Here is a 17,556-nt window from a genome sequence, read left to right on the forward strand (position 1 = left end):
GGAAACGACAAAAGAGGGCTCCTTCCTGACGGGAAGGAGCCCTCTCTCGACGAGATGCGCGGGTCGTTCGATCAGATGCCGCCGTATTCGCTCTTGAAGAGCTCCTGCGGGACCTCGGAGTTGATCGGGACCTCGTAGATGAGGTACTGCATGTTGAACGGGATGTTGAACAGGTGACGCTTGACGCCGTAGACCTCCTCGGTGCCGAGGAAGTTGAAGTTGTCCGGGCATTCCGGCTCCCACTTGGCGAGCAGCTTGGCGGCGTCGCCGATGGTGGCGGCCACGCCGGCGAGGTGCTTGATGCCTTCCACCTGCTTGATGATGAGGAACACGGTATCCATGGGTCTCCTTTCGTGTTCGTTGTACGGTGCCGGACCGCCTCATATAGGTGCATGTATAGGTGCATGCGAGGCGGCGGCGCCTCGTTACGGCGCTCTCCATAATACCCGAAAACGGCGGTACCGCGCCGATAAGCCGACGTGCGGGCGCTATGTTATCAAATCGTTATCAAGACGTTATCGAAATGTTATCCCGTGAGGTTGAACGCTCACATTGTTTGGTTCATACTTGAGCATGTCGATGACAAACAGTCGTCAGCCAAGGAAAGAACCTTGGTGCTCGATAACTCGAGGAGGAGTATAAACATGAAGAATTGGAAGAAGGCCATCGCCCTTGTTGCTTCCGCCGCCGCTTTGGTGAGCGTGGCAGCATGCGGTTCCGGCTCCAACGGTGGTTCGGACAACGGCAAGAAGACCGTCGGCTTCGTCGCCGTCGGCCCCGAGGGTGGTTTCCGTACCGCGAACGAGAACGACATCAAGTCCGCGTTCAAGTCCGCCGGATTCGACCTGATTTACTCGCCGACCCAGAACAACGATCAGCAGAAGCAGATTCAGGCCTTCAACAAGTTCGTCAACGACGAGGTGGACGCCATCATCCTGTCCTCCACTGAGGATTCCGGTTGGGACGAGTCCCTGAAGAAGGCCGCCGAGGCCGAGATTCCGGTCTTCACCGTCGACCGCAACGTCCAGGTCAAGGACTCCGACGCCAAGAAGGCCATCGTCTCCCACATCGGACCGTCCAACGAGTGGGCCGGTGAGCAGGCCGCCGAGTTCGTGAACAAGAACTTCCCGGACGGCGCCAACGGCTTCATCCTCGAAGGCCCCGCCGGCCTGTCCGTCGTCAAGGATCGTGGCGCCGGTTGGGATGCCAAGATCGCCAAGAACGTGAAGGTCCTCGAGTCCCAGTCCGCCAACTGGTCCACCGATGAGGCCAAGACCGTGACCGCCGGCCTGCTGGACAAGTACAAGTCCGACAACCCGCAGTTCATCTTCGCCCAGAACGACGAGATGGGCCTCGGCGCCGCGCAGGCCGTTGACGCCGCCGGCCTCAAGGGCAAGGTCAAGATCATCACCATCGACGGTACGAAGAACGCCCTGCAGGCCCTCGTCGATGGCGACCTCTCCTACGTGATCGAGTACAACCCGATTTTCGGCAAGGAGACCGCGCAGGCCGTCAAGGACTACCTGGGTGGCAAGAAGGTCAAGTCCGACATCCAGATCGAGTCCAAGACCTTCGACGCCGCCAGCGCCAAGGAAGCCCTGGATTCCAACTCCCGCGCCTACTGATTCGGGCCAAGCGCCTCCATCAGTGATGATCGAGAACCGCACATGAACATATAACCGATGGTGCATGAGGTAGTCCCTTGTGCACCATCATTCATGTGGGGTCGAAATATCACAAAACGGTAACAATCTTCCCTGTTCAAAGGCAACGATATGACAGACAAAACCCCTATCGTCGTGATGAAGGGCATCACGATCGAGTTCCCGGGCGTCAAGGCCCTGGACGGTGTCAATCTGACGCTGTACCCGGGCGAGGTCCACGCTCTCATGGGTGAGAACGGCGCCGGCAAGTCCACGATGATCAAGGCCCTCACCGGCGTCTACAAGATCGACGCGGGCTCCATCACCGTCGAAGGCAAGCCGCAGCAGTTCAACGGCACGCTGGACGCGCAGAACGCCGGCATCGCCACCGTGTACCAGGAAGTCAACCTGTGCACCAACCTCTCCGTCGGCGAGAACGTCATGCTCGGCCACGAGAAGCGCGGCCCGTTCGGCATCGACTGGAAGAAGACCCACGAGGCCGCCAAGACCTACCTCAAGCAGATGGGTCTGGAGCACATCGATCCGCACACCCCGCTGAGCTCGATCTCCATCGCCATGCAGCAGCTGGTCGCCATCGCGCGAGCCATGGTCATCAACGCCAAGGTGCTGATCCTCGACGAGCCGACCTCCTCCCTCGACGCCAACGAGGTCGAGGACCTGTTCGCGATCATGCGCAAGGTGCGCGACTCCGGCGTGGCCATCCTGTTCGTCTCCCACTTCCTCGACCAGATTTACGAGATCACCGACCGCCTGACCATCCTGCGCAACGGCAAGTTCATCAAGGAGGTCATGACCAAGGACACCCCGCGTGACGAGCTCATCGGCATGATGATCGGCAAGTCCGCCGAGGAGCTGTCCCAGATCGGCGCCAAGAAGGCGCGCCGCGCCATCGAGCCCGGCGAGAAGCCGATCGTCGATGTCAAGGGCCTCGGCAAGAAGGGCACGATCAACCCGGTGGATCTCGACATCTACGCGGGTGAGGTCGTCGGCTTCGCCGGCCTGCTCGGCTCCGGCCGCACCGAACTCGGCCGTCTCCTCTACGGCGCCGACAAGCCGGATTCGGGCACGTACACGCTCAACGGCAAGCAGGTGTCCATCGGCGACCCGGCCACCGCCCTGAAGAACAAGATCGCGTACTCCACCGAGAACCGTCGTGACGAGGGCATCGTCGGCGACCTGACCGTCCGCCAGAACATCCTCATCGCCCTCCAGGCGACGCGCGGCATGTTCAAGCCGATTCCGAAGAAGGAAGCGGACGCAATCGTCGACAAGTACATGAAGGAGATGAACGTGCGACCGGCTGATCCGGATCGCCCGATCAAGAACCTCTCCGGCGGCAACCAGCAGAAGGTCCTCATCGGCCGCTGGCTGGCAACCCACCCGGAGCTCCTCATCCTCGACGAGCCGACCCGAGGCATTGACATCGGCGCGAAGGCCGAGATTCAGCAGGTCGTCCTCGACCTCGCCTCGAAGGGCATGGGCGTCGTCTTCATCTCCTCCGAGCTTGAAGAGGTCGTGCGCCTGTCCGACGACATCGAGGTCCTCAAGGATCGCCACAAGATCGCTGAAATCGAAAACGGCGACACCGTCTCGCAGTCGACCATCGTCGAGACCATCGCCAACACGAACGTGAAGAACTGAAAGGAGGGATGATGGCTGATAAGAAGCAAGCGGACGAGAAGAACAACATCGTCAAGAAGCTGCTCTCCTCTAACATCACCGTCGAGGTGGTCGCACTCATCCTGCTGGTTTTGCTGTGCACCGCGTTTGATCACGCGTTCCTCTCCCTGCAGTGGAACGACAACACGGGCGGTCTCGCCGGCCCGATCATCACGATGCTTCAGGAATCCGCCCGATACCTGATGATCGCCACCGGCATGACGCTCGTCATCTCCACCGCAGGCATCGACCTTTCCGTCGGTTCCGTCATGGCGGTCGCCGGCGCGGCCGCGATGCAGGCGCTGTCCGGAGGCACCAACGTGTGGCTCTCCATCCTGCTGGCCCTCGTCATCGGTCTGGCCGTCGGCTGCATCAACGGCGCGCTCGTCGCGTTCCTCGGTCTCCAGCCGTTCATCACCACGCTGATCATGATGCTCGCCGGCCGTGGCCTCGCGAAGGTCATCACCTCCGGCGAGAACACCGACGCCTCCGCGGTCGCCGGCAGCGAACCGCTCAAGTGGATGGCCAACGGCTTCATCCTGGGCATCCCGGCCAACTTCGTGATCGCCGTCGTCATCGTGATCCTCGTCGGCCTGCTGTGCCGCAAGACCGCCATGGGCATGTTCATCGAGGCCGTCGGCATCAACCCCGAAGCCTCCCGCATGACTGGCATCAAGCCCAAGCAGATCCTCTTCCTCGTCTACGCGATCTCCGGCTTCCTCGCCGCCATCGCCGGCCTGTTCGCCACCGCATCCGTGATGCGCGTCGACGTGGTCAAGACCGGTCAGGATCTCGAGATGTACGCCATCCTCGCGGTCGTCATCGGCGGCACCTCGCTGCTCGGTGGTAAGTTCTCCCTCGCTGGCAGCGCCGTCGGCGCCGTCATCATCGCCATGATCCGCAAGACCATCATCACCCTCGGCATCGATTCCGCCGCAACCCCGGCCTTCTTCGCCGTCGTCGTGATCGTGATCTGCGTGATGCAGGCACCCAAGGTTCGTAACCTGAGCGCGGAACTCAAGCGTAAGCGCGCGCTCAAGTCCTCTGAAAAGGCGGTGGCAGCATGACAAACGCTACGGCAACCCCGGCCAAGAAGGCCGTGAAGAAGACGCGTCGCATCGACGCACAGATGATTCCGACCATCGCGGCCGTCGTCATCTTCATCCTGATGATGATCATGGGCCAGGCGCTCTTCGGCACCTACCTGCGACTCGGCTTCATCTCCACCCTGTTCATCGACCACGCCTACCTCATCATCCTGGCCGTGGCCATGACGCTCCCGATCCTCACCGGCGGCATCGATCTGTCGGTCGGCGCCATCGTCGCCATCACCGCCGTCATCGGCATCAAGATGGCCAACGCGGGCGTTCCCGCCCTCGTCGTGATGGTCGTCATGCTGCTCATCGGCGCGGCGTTCGGCCTGCTGGCCGCGATCCTGATCGAGGAATTCAACATGCAGCCGTTCATCGCGACGCTGTCCACGATGTTCCTCGCCCGTGGTATCGCCTCCATCATCTCCACCGATTCGCTGACCTTCCCGGACAACAACAACTTCGACTGGATCGCGCAGAGCATCACGATCATCGACAACCCGAAGCTGAGCAACGACCTCTACTTCAACATCGGCGTCGTGATCTCGCTCGTGGTGCTGGTGTTCGGCTACATCCTGCTGCACCACACCCGCACCGGCCGCACCATCTACGCGATCGGCGGCTCCCGCTCCTCCGCGGAGCTCATGGGTCTGCCCGTGAAGCGCGCCCAGTTCACGATCTACATCACCTCCGCGACCCTCGCCGCGCTGGCCTCCATCGTGTACATCGCCAACCTCGGTTCCGCGAAGAACACGGTCGGTGTCGGCTGGGAGCTCGACGCCGTCGCCTCCGTGGTCATCGGCGGTACGATCATCACCGGCGGCTTCGGCTACGTCCTCGGCTCCGCCCTCGGCGCCCTGGTCCGCTCCATCATCGACCCGCTGACCTCCGACTTCGGAGTCCCGGCCGAGTGGACGACCATCGTGGTCGGCCTGATGATTCTCGCCTTCGTGGTCCTCCAGCGTGTGGTGACCGCGGTCGGCGAGAAGAAATAGGCGATGATCGGTCCGGGGGAGGCGCCGCCCGGCGCGGCGGTTCCCCCGGACCGATCGGAGCCCCGCAGCGGTCGCCGTCTACCGTGATGACGACCGCGGTGATAACCGAACATCGTGATAACCGAATACCGATAACTGAATAAGCGATAACTGAACATGGAGACCGGCGGGCGATACGCCATCGGTGCCCGCAAAGGCAATCCTCCTCGCCTTGAAGCAACGAGAGCTTCGCGCGGGGACCGTACGGTGACACGTCCGCCGGCATCCACCCTCTCTCTTCCTTCATTTCCTTCCTTTCATCCGCGTGTGGCCCGTCCCGAGATCCCTCGGGACGGGCCACACGCGTTGTTTCGGAAGTTCCCCATGAACTTACTTGTGGCTCATGGCTCGCGGCTCGCGGTGCGGAACGGAATTCGTATCTCTCAGCAACTTCGTATCTCCATGCGATCCGCCCCGAGGCTGCGTAAGGAATCCCGGAAAAGAGGGGAGCCGTCCGGGAATCCTCGCACCGACTCGTTCTCTGCGCAATACATCCCGGACGATTGGGACGGAACCGGGATTTCTCGCGCCGATGGCTGTGCCGACGATTATTGTCGTCGGTGACCCGATACGAAAAATCCCGGAAACCGCTGAAGATCTCCGGGATTTCTTGCGCCGGGCTGCGACGCGATCGAGACTGGCTGCTGCGCCAAAGGGCATTGCGGTCGCGGAACGCGTATCCGGGACGATCCGATGCCGTTTGACCACCGGCGTAGAGGTATCTGCGTTGTCAGGGGTGCTTCCGCTCCGATGCGGATCGCCATCTCGCTAACGAGGGGTATCCGTCACCGCACAGGGGCAGGTGCCGACGGCGTTCTGCACCGGGGCCAAGCCATTTCGGCGCCCTCTCTACCCGAGCGGGTACCCCTCGGAGACAAGATGGCTGTCAGTCACCGTCACGAAGTACCCCTTGGAACGTAGTTAGCGGTCAGTCGGCCGTCAGTCGGGTGCCGGTCACGTGGTTCGTGTCCCGTTTCGGTCGCCGGACAGACGGTTCATAGCCCGCGACGGGCGCGGGCGCGGAACGCGGCGGCGAGACTCACCCATCCGGCCACGCAGATCGCGATCATCGTGGCGAACACCCACTGGCCGCCCACCGCGGTCGCGTGCATGAACTCCGCCGATCCCTCCGCGCCATGACCGGCCTGCGCGACCGCCAGAATCGTCGAGAACAGGGCGGTGCCGGCCGCGCCGCCGAACTGGAGCGCCGTGTTGAAGATCGCATTGCCGTCCGGCGCGAACTGACGGGGAATCGAACTCAGGGCGCTCGTCATCACGTTCGAGTTGCCGAGCGCGAAGCAGAATCCGAAGATGAAGTAGAAGCCGGCGAGCATCACGGGGGTGAGCCGCAGAGCGAACGCGAACAGCAGCACCGGACCGAGCGTCGCGATGCCGAACGGCACGAGAATCGGCTTCACCGCGCCGAAGCGGTCGTACAGCCAGCCGCCCAGCGGCGCGCACACGGCGCCGATTAGCGCGCCTGGCAGCACCAGCGAACCGGCGAGGAACGCGTTCGTGCCGAGACCCAGCTGCGCCACGTTGGTGATCACGTAGCCGAATCCGATCGACACGATCGGCATCACCAGATAGGCGACCAGATGCAGCAGCACGACCGGATCGCGCAGGATGCCGAGCCTGAGCAGTGGCGAGAACGCGCGCTTCGTCAGCCAGCAGAACGCGGCCAGCGCGGCGAGGCCGACGACCACGCTCACGGCGGCGACCATGGCCGCGCGGGTGGCCGAACGTCCGGCCACGGCGGCGCTCACCGCGACGCCCGCCTGGTTCAATCCGAGGACCATGCCGACGAGCGCCACGACGATCGTCACCACCTGGAACGGGTCGAGGTAGGCGGCTTCGGTGGGGGCCTTCTGTTCGATGCACAGCATGCCGAGCAGCAGCGCGAGCAGGATGAACGGCACGGCGATCACGAAGATCGCGCGCCACGGCAGGATGGTCGTCACCGCGCCGCCGACGGTCGGGCCGATGGCCGGCGCGACCGTGATGACGAGGGAACCGACGCCCATGAGACGCCCGATCTTGGAACGCGGCGACTGTTCGAGGATGATGTTCATCATCAGCGGCGTGGCCACACCCGAGCCGACGCCCTGGATGATGCGGGCGACGATGAGCAGCGGGAACGCGTGCGCGACGATCATGATGACCGAGCCGACGAGTGCCAGCAGCACGGCGGCCACGAAGATCGCCTTCAATCGGAACCGGCGTTTGAGGAACGACGACATCGGCATCGTCGCCGCCACGGTGAGCAGATAGATCGTGGTGATCCACTGCACGGTGGCCGTGTCCACGTGGAATTCGCGCATCAGCGCGGGGAACAGCACCGTCATCACCGTTTCGGTGAGGATGCCGATGAACGCGAGCGCGCCGGTCGCAATGATCGCGCCGATCAGCTTGCCGGGAATCCTCTCGTCCGGCATGACGCCGCGCGCCTGTCCGCTTGTGTCCTTCTTCTGTTCTGTCATTGGTTGCAAAATCCCGTATCATCGTCGCGATGCCCGGTACATGGGCGGAATCGCGGATGGCCTGACTGTCCAGGATGCTGAAGCCGGCCCTGGCCGCACGGATCTGCGGAGAGCTCCCGGCGTGTGCAGTGTATCGCGTCACGCTGGACAACGCCGGGAGCGACGGGGAGGGGGAAGAGGGAGGAAGCCCCGATCTCCCGCACTATCACTCGCGCACGAGGCGGATGTGCTCGACGTCCTTGCGCTTGGAGCGGCGGAACAGGGTGAAGCGGTTGCCGATGGTCTGCACGACCTCGGCGCCGAGCTGGCCGGCCAGGTTCTTGGCGGCCTCCTTGGCGGTCAGACCGGAGCCGTCCTGCACGCTGAACTTGACGAGCTCGCGGTTCTCCAGGGTCTCGCTCGCCTGCTTGACGAGCGCGTCGGTCACGTCGTTCTTGCCGATGTTGATGAGCGGCTTGATCGTGTTCGCCATGCCGCGCAGCTGCTTGGTCTGCTTCTTGGTCAGTGCCATAGTCGTTTCCTTAGATCTCTGTGTTTCTCTTGCCGGCCGCGTCGTATCGACGCGGCTTCGCCGGTATCGTCGCCGGTATCGTCGTCGGTATTGTACCGGCAGGGTCAGGCGAGCGCCTTGCGGATGCGGTTCATGCTGGCCGGCTTGGGCGTGCCGAGCTCCTGCGCCCACAGGCTCACGTAGAACTCCTCCAAGAGCCAGCGCGCGTCCGTGGCCTTGCGCATGAGCTCCTCATGCCTCGGGCCGGCGGGTTCGGCCTTCGCCTTGGCCATGGCCTTGTCGACGAGTTGTTTCGCCTCGTCGGCCTCCCACGCCCAGCGCACGTCGCGGTTCTTGTCCGACTTGGCCTTCGTCAGGCGCATGAGGTCGGCGTGCAGGTACCGTTCGATGTGCCGCAGCGAGGCCGGGGGAGCGGCGCCGATGAACCCGGGGTGGACGAGCGTGGCGATGTGCTCGCGGATCGACTGGAGCACGGAGAGCATCGGCAGGTCCGCCTTGCCGGACACCGCCTTGTCCACCTCCGCGTAGCGTTTGAGGATCGCGATCACGTCGTGCGCCACCTGGTAGACGGTGTCCTCGTACACTTCGCGCACGTCGAGCACCGCGTTGGCGAGCGCCTCGTCGTCGGGCAGACGGTCCACGTCGGGCAGCAGCCGTTTGACGGCGGCGAGCTGCAGGTCCTCGACAAGCGCCTTCGTCGACTTGTAGGGGGCGGCGGCGAGCATGAGCGCCTCCGTGCCGAGCCAACGCGACGAGACGCGTTCGTCGGGCAGCCGCAGCGCGTCGAGCGCGCCCCGCCACAGCATCGATGCGCGCGACTCGGTGGTCGCGCCCGCCTTGTGCAGCAGGTTCGCCTGTTCGACGAGCCTGCCCTGTCCGGCGGCCTGGTCGGCTTTGCGGCGCACGGCCTTGCGCGCGGAGACCTGCGCCTCCTGCGCGAACCTGACCTGCAGGGCCTTGAGGTCCTTGCCGGTGCCGAGCGTCTTGACCGCGTTCCTGCCGCGCCTGCGGGCACGTCGGCCGTCGCCGCCGTGCCCGCCGCGTCCGTCGTCCAGCGGCTGCTCGACCGCGAACGTCATCTTCAGGTACGGGGAGAGCCGTTCGACGAGCTCCGGTCCCAGCACTTCGGGGTGGATCTGCGCGCCGACCGTCTCGATCGCGGCGCGCGTGAACACGTGCGCGAGATCCGGCCATGCGGCGCCGCCCGCCGCCCCCGCACCGCCGCCGGCCGCGCCGTCCGCGGCGTCGCCACCGGCGTCCTCCGGCGGCAGGTTCGGCTTGCGCTGCGAGCCGGAGCCGGGCAGGTCCGGGTAATGCACGTCGATCCACGCGCGGATCCTGCGCGTCGCGTCGGGCGCGGGTACGAACTGGACGCGCAGCTTCTTCGGCAGCGCCTTGATCATCGCGAGGATGAGCTCGTCGAGCAGGCCGGGCACGTTCCACGTGAACTGTTCCGGCGTGACGCGCGAGAGCGCCTTCAACGGCACATGCACGGTGACGCCGTCCGCCGTGTCGGACGGGTCGTACACGTAGCTCAATCGCAGGTCGATCGGCTGGCCGTCGGTGCCGAGCGTATGCCAATGGTCCGGATAGTCGTCGAGGCTCACCGATTCGGCGGACTGGAGACGCTCCACCTTGCTCGGGTCGAAGTCGAGCAGCGTCGGATGCGCGTCGTGCTCGCCCTTCCACCATTTCGCGAGGGCGGCGACGCTCGTCACGTCGTGCGGGATGACCGCGTTGTAGAAGTCGAACAGGTCCTCGTCGGACACGGTCTCGGCAATCTGGCGCGTGCGGTTCGCGTCGTCCGCCGCCTCCTCCAGCTGCCTGAGGTTCTTCGCGACGAAGTCGTCGTAGCTGAACCGCTGCTGGATGTCGCCCTCCACGAGACCCTGCCGCAGCAGGAAGTCGCGCGCCTCCAACGGGTTGATGCGCCCCCACTGCACGGTGCGGTCCTGCACGATCGGCAGACCGTAGAGGAGCACGCGCGCGGTCGCCACGGCCGAACCGCGCGAACCGGACCAGTGCGGCTCCGCGTACGTGGTGCGCGTGAGCGTGCCGGCCAGCGGCTCCGCCCACGCCGGGTCGATGACCGCCGAATACCGGGCCCACAGACGCGACGTCTCCACCAGTTCGGTGGACATCACCCAGCTCGGCGTCGATTTGGCGACCGCGGAGGCGGGGAACAGGGCGAAATGCGTGCCGCGCGCGCCCAGATAGTCGTTCTTCGACATCTTCTGCGCGCGCTTCAACGCCCTCGCCCTCGCCGCGCCCTTCAGGTGCGCGTAGTCGGAGGCCTTCGGCTCGCGCACCACCTGCATGCCCATCATCGACAGGAGCCCGGCGAGCATCGACTTGTGGATGCCTTCCGCGTCCCACGAGCAGCACAGCGAATGCGCCGCCTGCTGGTTGATCGGCAGCTGGCGGATCTCGAGACCGGCGCGCGAGGCGGGCTGCGGCTCGCCCACCTTGAACTTCATCTCGCAGCACATCTGCGTCAGCTGGGCGACCAGGTCCTTCCACTGGCGCATCCTTAGCCAGCTGAAATACTCGGTCTTGCAGATGCGGCGCAGCGCGTTGTTGCTCGGATTGCCGTCCGCCTGGAACACGCGGTCCCAGATGTTCAAGGCCGTCAGGAAGTCGGAGGTCGGGTCGGCGTAGCGGTTGTGGATGCGGTCCGCCTCCTCGCGCTTCTCGTCCGGGCGTTCGCGCGGGTCCTGCAGGCTCAGGAACGCGACGACGACAAGCACCGCGGCCAGCGTGTTCGGCGACGTGGTGCGCGCCGCCTCGATCACCATGCGTCCGAGTCTCACGTCGATCGGGATGCGCGCCAATTGGCGGCCGATGTGCGTGAGCGTCACCTCGCCGCGCCTCCTCGCCACCGCCTTCAGCTCGGTGAGCTCGTTGAAGCCGTCGGAGACGGCCTTCACGTCCGGCGGGTCGATGAAACCGAAGCCGGTCACGTCCTCGGCGGTGCGGGCCACGCCCACCGACAGCATGTGCAGCACCACCGCGCCGAGCGAGGTCCTCAGGATCTCCGGCTCGGTGAAGCGCGGGCGCGTCTCGAAATCTTCGCGCGAATAGAGGCGAATCGCGATGCCGTCCGCCACACGGCCGCATCGGCCGCTCCTCTGGTTGGCGCTCGCCTGGCTGATCGGCTCGATCGGCAGGCGCTGCACCTTCGCCGTCTTCGAATAGCGGGAGATGCGCGCCGTGCCCGGGTCGACCACGTAGCGGATGCCCGGCACGGTCAGCGACGTCTCCGCCACGTTCGTCGCGATGACGATGCGCTGGTGCGTGTGCGCCTCGAACACCTTGTGCTGGTCCGCGGCGGAGAGCCTCGCGAACAGCGGCATGATCTCGATGGCGTCCGCGCGGCGCATGTCCTCGGCGCGCGGACCGTAATGGTGCCGCAGCGCCGCCTCGAACTCGTGGATGTCGCGCTCGCCGGACGCGAACACGAGGATGTCGCGCGGGCCCCGCTCGTGCGAGGAGTGGATGACGAGCTCGGCGCAGGCGCGCGCCACGGCCGTCGGCATGTCGGTGATCCCGTCGTCCTCATACGACGAGTTCGCGTTGCGCGCCGGCCCGCGGCCACCGCGCGCCGGCCCGTCGTCCTCGCCGGCGATCGCGTTCGCCAGTTCCTCGTAGTCGGCGTCGCCCGGGCGCGCGCCGGTCGCGAAGCCCGGCACCTCGCGCATCAGCGCGGGCGCCGTGCCGAGCGGTTCGTAGACGACCTGCACCGGGTAGGTGCGTCCCGACACCTCGATGACCGGCACCTTCTCGTGCAGGGCGTGTTCGAAATGCTCCTGGAACTTCTCCGAATCGATGGTCGCCGACGTGATGACGAGCTTCAGGTCGCGGCGTTTGGGCAGCAGGGCCGTCAGGTAGCCGAGCAGGAAGTCGATGTTGAGGCTGCGCTCGTGCGCCTCGTCGATGACGATCGTGTCGTAGCGGCTCAGCTGCGGGTCGCGTTGGATCTGCGCGAGCAGGATGCCGTCGGTCACGACCCTCAGACGCGTCTTCGGCGAGCTTTCGTCGGTGAAGCGCACCTGATAGCCGATCTCGTCGCCGAGCCGCACGCCCATCTCGGAGGCGATGCGCTCGGCGACCGTGCGCGCGGCGATGCGGCGCGGCTGCGTGTGCACGATCTGCCTGCCGTGCGTGCCGCGCCCCAGTTCCAGCAGGATCTTCGGCAGCTGCGTGGTCTTGCCCGAACCGGTCTGTCCGGAGACGATCACCACCTGGCTGTGACGGACGGCGTCGGCGATCTCGTCGCGCGCCGCCGAGACCGGCAATTCCGCTGGATATTCGAAACGCATGCTGCTGGGCTGACTTCCTACTGGTCGTTACTTTCGCAAAACCTCAATGATACGGAATCCCTTGGAGCTCGCGTATTTGCCCACCGCATAACCCTCGCCGAGCGCGTCCGCCAGCCACGGGATCAGCGAATCCGAGCCGAGATTCCTCTGCACGACCAGATACGCAGCGCCCGTCCCCGGCTTCAGACGCGGCAGCCACGCCATCAGCAGCGTATGCAGCGCCTCCTTGCCGATGCGGATCGGCGGATTCGACCAGATCGCGTCGAACTTGAGATCGTCCGGCATCGCCTCGCACACGTCGAGCGGCTGGGCGGCGAGCGGCGCGCCCTGCGCGTCCGTCGCCGTCACGTGCACGTTCGCGGCGCCGTTGCGACGCGCGTTCGACGCGGTCAGCTCCAGCGCGCGCTCGTTGACGTCCACCGCCCACACGCGCGCCTCGGGCGATTCGGCGGCCAACGCCAGCGAGACCGGGCCCCAGCCGCAGCCGAGATCGAGCAGATCGCCCGTCTCGGGAGGTTCGGGCGCCTGCCTGAGCAGCACCGACGTGCCGAGATCGACGCGCGAACCGGAGAACACGCCGTTCGACGTCTCCACGTCCGCCTCGTGGCCGCGCAGGGTGACGTGCATCGTGCGACGCACGTCCTTCGACGTCGGTTCCGCCGCGAAATACTGTTCCGCCATGATGTCCTCAAACTCCTTACCGCCCCGACGCCCGCGTCGCGCGTCGCCCGGACCGTCCGTCCCATGGTGCGCATGCCGGCGCATGTCACCTCAATGATGATAATAAGGACCATAACGCAATCGAGGAACCTTCCGACAGACCAGAGGTGACATTGAGCAGCAGCACCGCGACCCGTGAACCATCGCACGCCAGCAGCACCGGCGAGGAGGCCGTCGCGACGGACGGCGGGGGAGTGCTCGCCGAAGCGTCCGAGGTGTTGCTCGACGAAGGGAACGGCGCCGGCTGGGCGGAACGCCACGACGAGGAGTGGGCGGAACGCGAGTCGCGCAACCAGCTGAAGCACGTCGCCGGCCTGGGCGAGCTTAAGGACGTCACCGAGGTCGAATACCGCAAGGTGCGCCTCGAACGCGTCGTGCTCGTCGGCGTATGGTCGAGCGCGAAGACCACGCAGGCGAAGGCCGAGGAGTCGCTGCGCGAGCTCGCCGCGCTCGCCGAGACCGCGGGCGCCGAGGTGTGCGACGGCCTGCTCCAGCATCGTCTCAAGCCGGACGCCGCCACCTACGTGGGTTCCGGCAAGGCGCGCGAGATCGCCGACATCGTCGCGCGCGAGGAGGCGGACACGATCGTCGTCGACGACGACCTGCCGCCGAGCCAGCGCCGCGGACTCGAGGACGCCGCCAAGGTGAAGGTCGTCGACCGCACCGCCGTGATCCTCGACATCTTCGCCCAGCACGCCACCAGCCGCGAAGGCAAGGCGCAGGTGGAGCTCGCCCAGCTCGAATACATGCTGCCGCGCCTGCGCGGTTGGGGCGGGTCCCTGTCGCGTCAGGCGGGCGGCCGCGCGGCCGGCGCGGACGGCGGCATCGGATCGCGAGGCCCGGGTGAGACGAAGATCGAGATGGACCGACGCGTCATCCGCACGCGCATAGCCCGCCTCAAGCGTCAGATCCGCGAGATGGCGCCCGCCCGCGAGGTCAAGCGCGGCTCGCGCCGGCGCTACGGGCTGCCCACCATCGCCGTCGTCGGCTACACGAACGCGGGCAAGTCGTCGCTGACGAACCGGCTCACCGGATCGACGGAACTCGTCGAGAACGCGCTGTTCGCCACGCTCGACACGGCCGTGCGCCGCGCGAAGGCGCGCGACGGCCGTCTCTATGCCTACGTCGACACCGTCGGATTCGTGCGTCGTCTGCCCACGCAGCTCGTCGAGGCGTTCAAATCCACGCTGGAGGAGGTCGCCGAGGCCGACGTGATCCTGCACGTCGTCGACGGCTCGCACCCGGACCCGTTCTCGCAGATCGACGCGGTCAACGAGGTGCTGTCCGGCATCGACGGCGCCGAATCCATCCCGCGCATCATCGCGTTCAACAAGGCCGACATGTGCGACGAGACCACGCTGGAACGGCTCGCCGCGCTCGAACCGGACGCGCACATCGTCTCCGCGTTCGACGGCCGCGGCGTCGACGCGTTGCGCGACGCCGTCGAATCGCTGCTGCCCGTGCCCAACGTGCACGTGGACGCGCTCCTGCCGTACACGGCCGGCGCCCTGCTGTCCCAGGTGCGCGAATACGGCCATGTCGAAAGCGTCGAATGGCGCGACGACGGCGTGAAGGTCGTCGCCGACGTCGACGCGCATCTCGCCGCGCGCATCGTCGCCGCCGCCGTCGACTGACGTCGGCGCGGCGGCGTGCGGTGTCGCGCGGCCGCCGTCCAATATCTTCATGGCTCGCGATGTGACTTTGCCCACATGTGTCGCGCGATGCGCGTGTGAGCGGTAACAACGTTGCCGTTGCAAGGATTCCGCCAACCAACGTTCGACGCGTCGTCACGTTATGCGAGTACATTGGTAGCCGTTGGTTGAATGATGCCCGGCAACGGGCATTGACTCTAAGAGAGGTTCATTAACATGGCTGAATTGGTCAACAAGCCCACGAAGCTCGCTGTCATCGGCGCCGGCGCCGTCGGCTCCACCCTCGCGTTCGCCGCCGCCCAGCGCGGCATCGCCCGCGAGATCGTCCTCGAGGACATCGCCAAGGAGCGCGTCGAGGCCGAGGTGCTCGACATGCAGCACGGCTCCAGCTTCTACCCGACCGTCTCCATCGACGGCTCCGACGATCCGGAGATCTGCCGCGACGCCGACATGGTCGTCATCACCGCCGGCCCCCGCCAGAAGCCGGGCCAGTCCCGCCTCGAGCTCGTCGGCGCCACCGTCAAGATCCTCCAGGCCATCATCCCGAACCTGGTCAAGGTCGCCCCGAACGCCATCTACATGCTCATCACCAACCCGGTCGACATCGCCACCCACGTCGCCCAGAAGATCTCCGGCCTGCCCGAGAACCAGGTCTTCGGTTCCGGCACCAACCTCGACTCCGCCCGCCTGCGCTTCCTCATCGCCCAGCAGACCGGCGTCAACGTCAAGAACGTCCACGCCTACATCGCCGGCGAACACGGCGACTCCGAAGTCCCGCTGTGGACCTCCGCCACCATCGGCGGCGTCCCGATGCTCGACTGGACCCCGCTGCCGGGCCACGAGCCGCTCGACGCCGACACCCGCGAGCAGATCCACCAGGACGTCAAGAACGCCGCCTACAAGATCATCAACGGCAAGGGCGCGACCAACTACGCCATCGGCATGTCCGGCGTCGACATCATCGAAGCCGTCCTCAAGGACTCCAACCGCATCCTGCCGGTGTCCTCCATGCTCAAGGACTTCCACGGCATCTCCGACGTGTGCATGTCCGTCCCGACCCTCATCAACCGCGCCGGCGTCAACACCGCCATCAACACCCCGGTCTCCGACAAGGAGCTCGCGGCCCTCAAGCGCTCCGCCGAGACGCTGAAGGAGACCGCCGCCCAGTTCGGCTTCTGATGAAAACGGCGATGCGCGGAGCGTCTTCGGCGTTGCGGTAGGCTCGACGTACCTTCGTACGCCTTCGCCTCCCGCGCCTTGAAGCCGCACGCGCGCATCACCATTTTCATGGGGCTGGCAGACCTCTACGGGGGCTTGGATCCTTGAGGATTCGAGCCCCCGTTTTTTTATATTCGTGTCTACTCTAGGGTGGCTCGACCTACTCGTGGAGGGATTCGTCGGAGGGGGAGTCGTAGCCTTCCGGTTCGAGCTGGAACGTGGTGTGGGGGATTGAGACCGGGAAATGCTCGCGCAGGCAATCCTGCAGCTGCTCGAGGATCACCGCGGCCTGCTCCATCGTGAGCCCCCGATCCACCACCACATGCGCCATCAGGAACGGCATGCCCGTCGACACCGTGCTCGCATGCAGGTCATGCACCGCCACCACATGCGGCACCTGCTCCAGATGCTCGCGCACCTCGTCCAAGTCCAGCCCCTCCGGCGTCTCCTCCAGCAGCACATGCACCGCCTTATGCAGCAGCGACACCGCGCGCGGAATCATCATCAGCGCGATCACGCCGCCCGCCACCGCGTCGAAGCCCATCCAACCCGTCGACATCATCACCAAGGCAGACAGCACCACCGCCACCGAACCCAACGCGTCGTTCATCACCTCGAGGAACGCCGCCTTCATGTTCATGTTGTCGCCGCGCTGCGAAGCCAGGATGAAGATCGACGCCACATTGGCCGACAAGCCCAGGATACCCACGAACAACAGCAGATTCACGTCGTCGATGCCATGACCGGCACCACCGAACAGGCGCATGCCCGCCTCCACCAGCGCGTACACGCCCACGATGAGCAGCACCACCGCGCCGGCCGCAGCCGTCAGCACCTCGAGCCGCGCCCAGCCCCACGTGCGCGTGCTGCTCGGCCTGCGGCCCATCAGCACCGCCGTCACCGTCGAGGCAATCAACACCGACATGTCCGTCAGCATATGGCCGGCATCCACCAGCAGCGCGAGGGAGCCGGTCAGCACCGCGGCCACCACCTCCACGACGAACACCGAAGCCGTCACCGCCAGCGTGGCCGTAAGCCTGCGGCGATGGGCCGCCGCCTCCCGGCCGGATGGCGACGGCGTTGCGGCCGAACCATGCGCATGATCGTGAACCATGACGACACCTCGCTTCCATCGGCCCCACGCAGGTGAGACCGTTTCTCACTACCATTCCCGGTAGCGTCCGAAAACACGAGGACCCCGGCGTTGC

The 17,556-nt window shown here is 65.7% G+C and carries 12 protein-coding genes; 6 read left to right on the forward strand and 6 right to left on the reverse strand.

Going from position 1 to position 17,556, the window contains the following annotated elements:
- Positions 1-71: 71 nt before the first annotated feature.
- Positions 72-341 carry a hypothetical protein gene (locus AC1AYP_RS01060; protein WP_476501959.1) on the reverse strand — a complete coding sequence of 90 codons (270 nt, stop codon included), beginning with the start codon at positions 339-341 and terminating at the stop codon, positions 72-74.
- Between the two features lie 303 nt (positions 342-644).
- On the opposite strand from AC1AYP_RS01060, the gene fruE reads away from it, so the two are divergent.
- From fruE to fruG, 4 genes are all read left to right on the forward strand, one after another.
- Positions 645-1,625: a fructose ABC transporter ATP-binding protein FruE gene (gene fruE / locus AC1AYP_RS01065; RefSeq protein ID WP_476546518.1), complete on the forward strand. Its 981-nt coding sequence runs from the start codon at positions 645-647 to the stop codon at positions 1,623-1,625.
- Positions 1,626-1,775: 150 nt separating this feature from the next.
- A complete protein-coding gene (fruK, locus tag AC1AYP_RS01070) occupies positions 1,776-3,305 on the forward strand; it encodes a fructose ABC transporter ATP-binding protein FruK (protein ID WP_476501957.1) in 1,530 nt (509 codons plus the stop codon).
- Between the two features lie 11 nt (positions 3,306-3,316).
- Positions 3,317-4,390, forward strand: a complete 1,074-nt coding sequence (gene fruF / locus AC1AYP_RS01075) for a fructose ABC transporter permease FruF (RefSeq protein WP_476501956.1) — start codon at positions 3,317-3,319, stop codon at positions 4,388-4,390.
- On the forward strand, positions 4,387-5,409 hold the full coding sequence (gene fruG / locus AC1AYP_RS01080; protein ID WP_476501955.1) for a fructose ABC transporter permease FruG: 1,023 nt from the start codon (positions 4,387-4,389) through the stop codon (positions 5,407-5,409). The genes fruF and fruG overlap by 4 nt, the downstream gene beginning before the upstream one ends.
- Before the next feature lie 1,034 nt (positions 5,410-6,443).
- On the opposite strand, the gene AC1AYP_RS01085 is transcribed toward fruG, so the two are convergent.
- From AC1AYP_RS01085 to AC1AYP_RS01100, 4 genes are all read right to left on the reverse strand, one after another.
- A complete protein-coding gene (locus AC1AYP_RS01085) occupies positions 6,444-7,928 on the reverse strand; it encodes an MFS transporter (protein WP_476546519.1) in 1,485 nt (494 codons plus the stop codon).
- Positions 7,929-8,133: 205 nt separating this feature from the next.
- Positions 8,134-8,439, reverse strand: coding sequence for a YhbY family RNA-binding protein (locus AC1AYP_RS01090; RefSeq protein ID WP_476546520.1), 306 nt, complete (start codon positions 8,437-8,439; stop codon positions 8,134-8,136).
- Positions 8,440-8,543: 104 nt separating this feature from the next.
- Positions 8,544-12,758, reverse strand: a complete 4,215-nt coding sequence (locus AC1AYP_RS01095; RefSeq protein WP_476546521.1) for a DUF3418 domain-containing protein — start codon at positions 12,756-12,758, stop codon at positions 8,544-8,546.
- Between the two features lie 27 nt (positions 12,759-12,785).
- Positions 12,786-13,439 (reverse strand): class I SAM-dependent methyltransferase, encoded by a 654-nt coding sequence (locus AC1AYP_RS01100; RefSeq protein ID WP_476546522.1) that lies wholly within the window; start codon positions 13,437-13,439, stop codon positions 12,786-12,788.
- Between the two features lie 233 nt (positions 13,440-13,672).
- Between AC1AYP_RS01100 and hflX the strand changes: the two genes are divergently transcribed.
- Positions 13,673-15,112 carry a GTPase HflX gene (gene hflX / locus AC1AYP_RS01105; RefSeq protein ID WP_476546725.1) on the forward strand — a complete coding sequence of 480 codons (1,440 nt, stop codon included), beginning with the start codon at positions 13,673-13,675 and terminating at the stop codon, positions 15,110-15,112.
- Between the two features lie 234 nt (positions 15,113-15,346).
- Positions 15,347-16,309, forward strand: coding sequence for an L-lactate dehydrogenase (locus AC1AYP_RS01110; protein ID WP_163196046.1), 963 nt, complete (start codon positions 15,347-15,349; stop codon positions 16,307-16,309).
- 199 nt (positions 16,310-16,508) lie between these two features.
- On the opposite strand, the gene AC1AYP_RS01115 is transcribed toward AC1AYP_RS01110, so the two are convergent.
- Complete coding sequence (locus tag AC1AYP_RS01115) at positions 16,509-17,462, reverse strand: cation diffusion facilitator family transporter (RefSeq protein WP_476501950.1); 954 nt, start codon at positions 17,460-17,462, stop codon at positions 16,509-16,511.
- Between the last annotated feature and the right edge of the window lie 94 nt (positions 17,463-17,556).

Source organism: Bifidobacterium sp. LH_424 (assembly GCF_056356895.1).

Bases quoted from the DNA above. Each gene is read 5' to 3' on its own strand.
- AC1AYP_RS01110 (WP_163196046.1), top strand. From the start codon at position 15,347: ATGGCTGAATTGGTCAACAAGCCCACGAAGCTCGCTGTCATCGGCGCC.
- AC1AYP_RS01090 (WP_476546520.1), bottom strand. From the start codon at position 8,439: ATGGCACTGACCAAGAAGCAGACCAAGCAGCTGCGCGGCATGGCGAAC.
- fruF (WP_476501956.1), top strand. From the start codon at position 3,317: ATGGCTGATAAGAAGCAAGCGGACGAGAAGAACAACATCGTCAAGAAG.
- AC1AYP_RS01085 (WP_476546519.1), bottom strand. From the start codon at position 7,928: ATGACAGAACAGAAGAAGGACACAAGCGGACAGGCGCGCGGCGTCATG.
- AC1AYP_RS01060 (WP_476501959.1), bottom strand. From the start codon at position 341: ATGGATACCGTGTTCCTCATCATCAAGCAGGTGGAAGGCATCAAGCAC.
- fruG (WP_476501955.1), top strand. From the start codon at position 4,387: ATGACAAACGCTACGGCAACCCCGGCCAAGAAGGCCGTGAAGAAGACG.
- fruK (WP_476501957.1), top strand. From the start codon at position 1,776: ATGACAGACAAAACCCCTATCGTCGTGATGAAGGGCATCACGATCGAG.
- AC1AYP_RS01100 (WP_476546522.1), bottom strand. From the start codon at position 13,439: ATGGCGGAACAGTATTTCGCGGCGGAACCGACGTCGAAGGACGTGCGT.
- AC1AYP_RS01115 (WP_476501950.1), bottom strand. From the start codon at position 17,462: ATGGTTCACGATCATGCGCATGGTTCGGCCGCAACGCCGTCGCCATCC.
- AC1AYP_RS01095 (WP_476546521.1), bottom strand. From the start codon at position 12,758: ATGCGTTTCGAATATCCAGCGGAATTGCCGGTCTCGGCGGCGCGCGAC.
- fruE (WP_476546518.1), top strand. From the start codon at position 645: ATGAAGAATTGGAAGAAGGCCATCGCCCTTGTTGCTTCCGCCGCCGCT.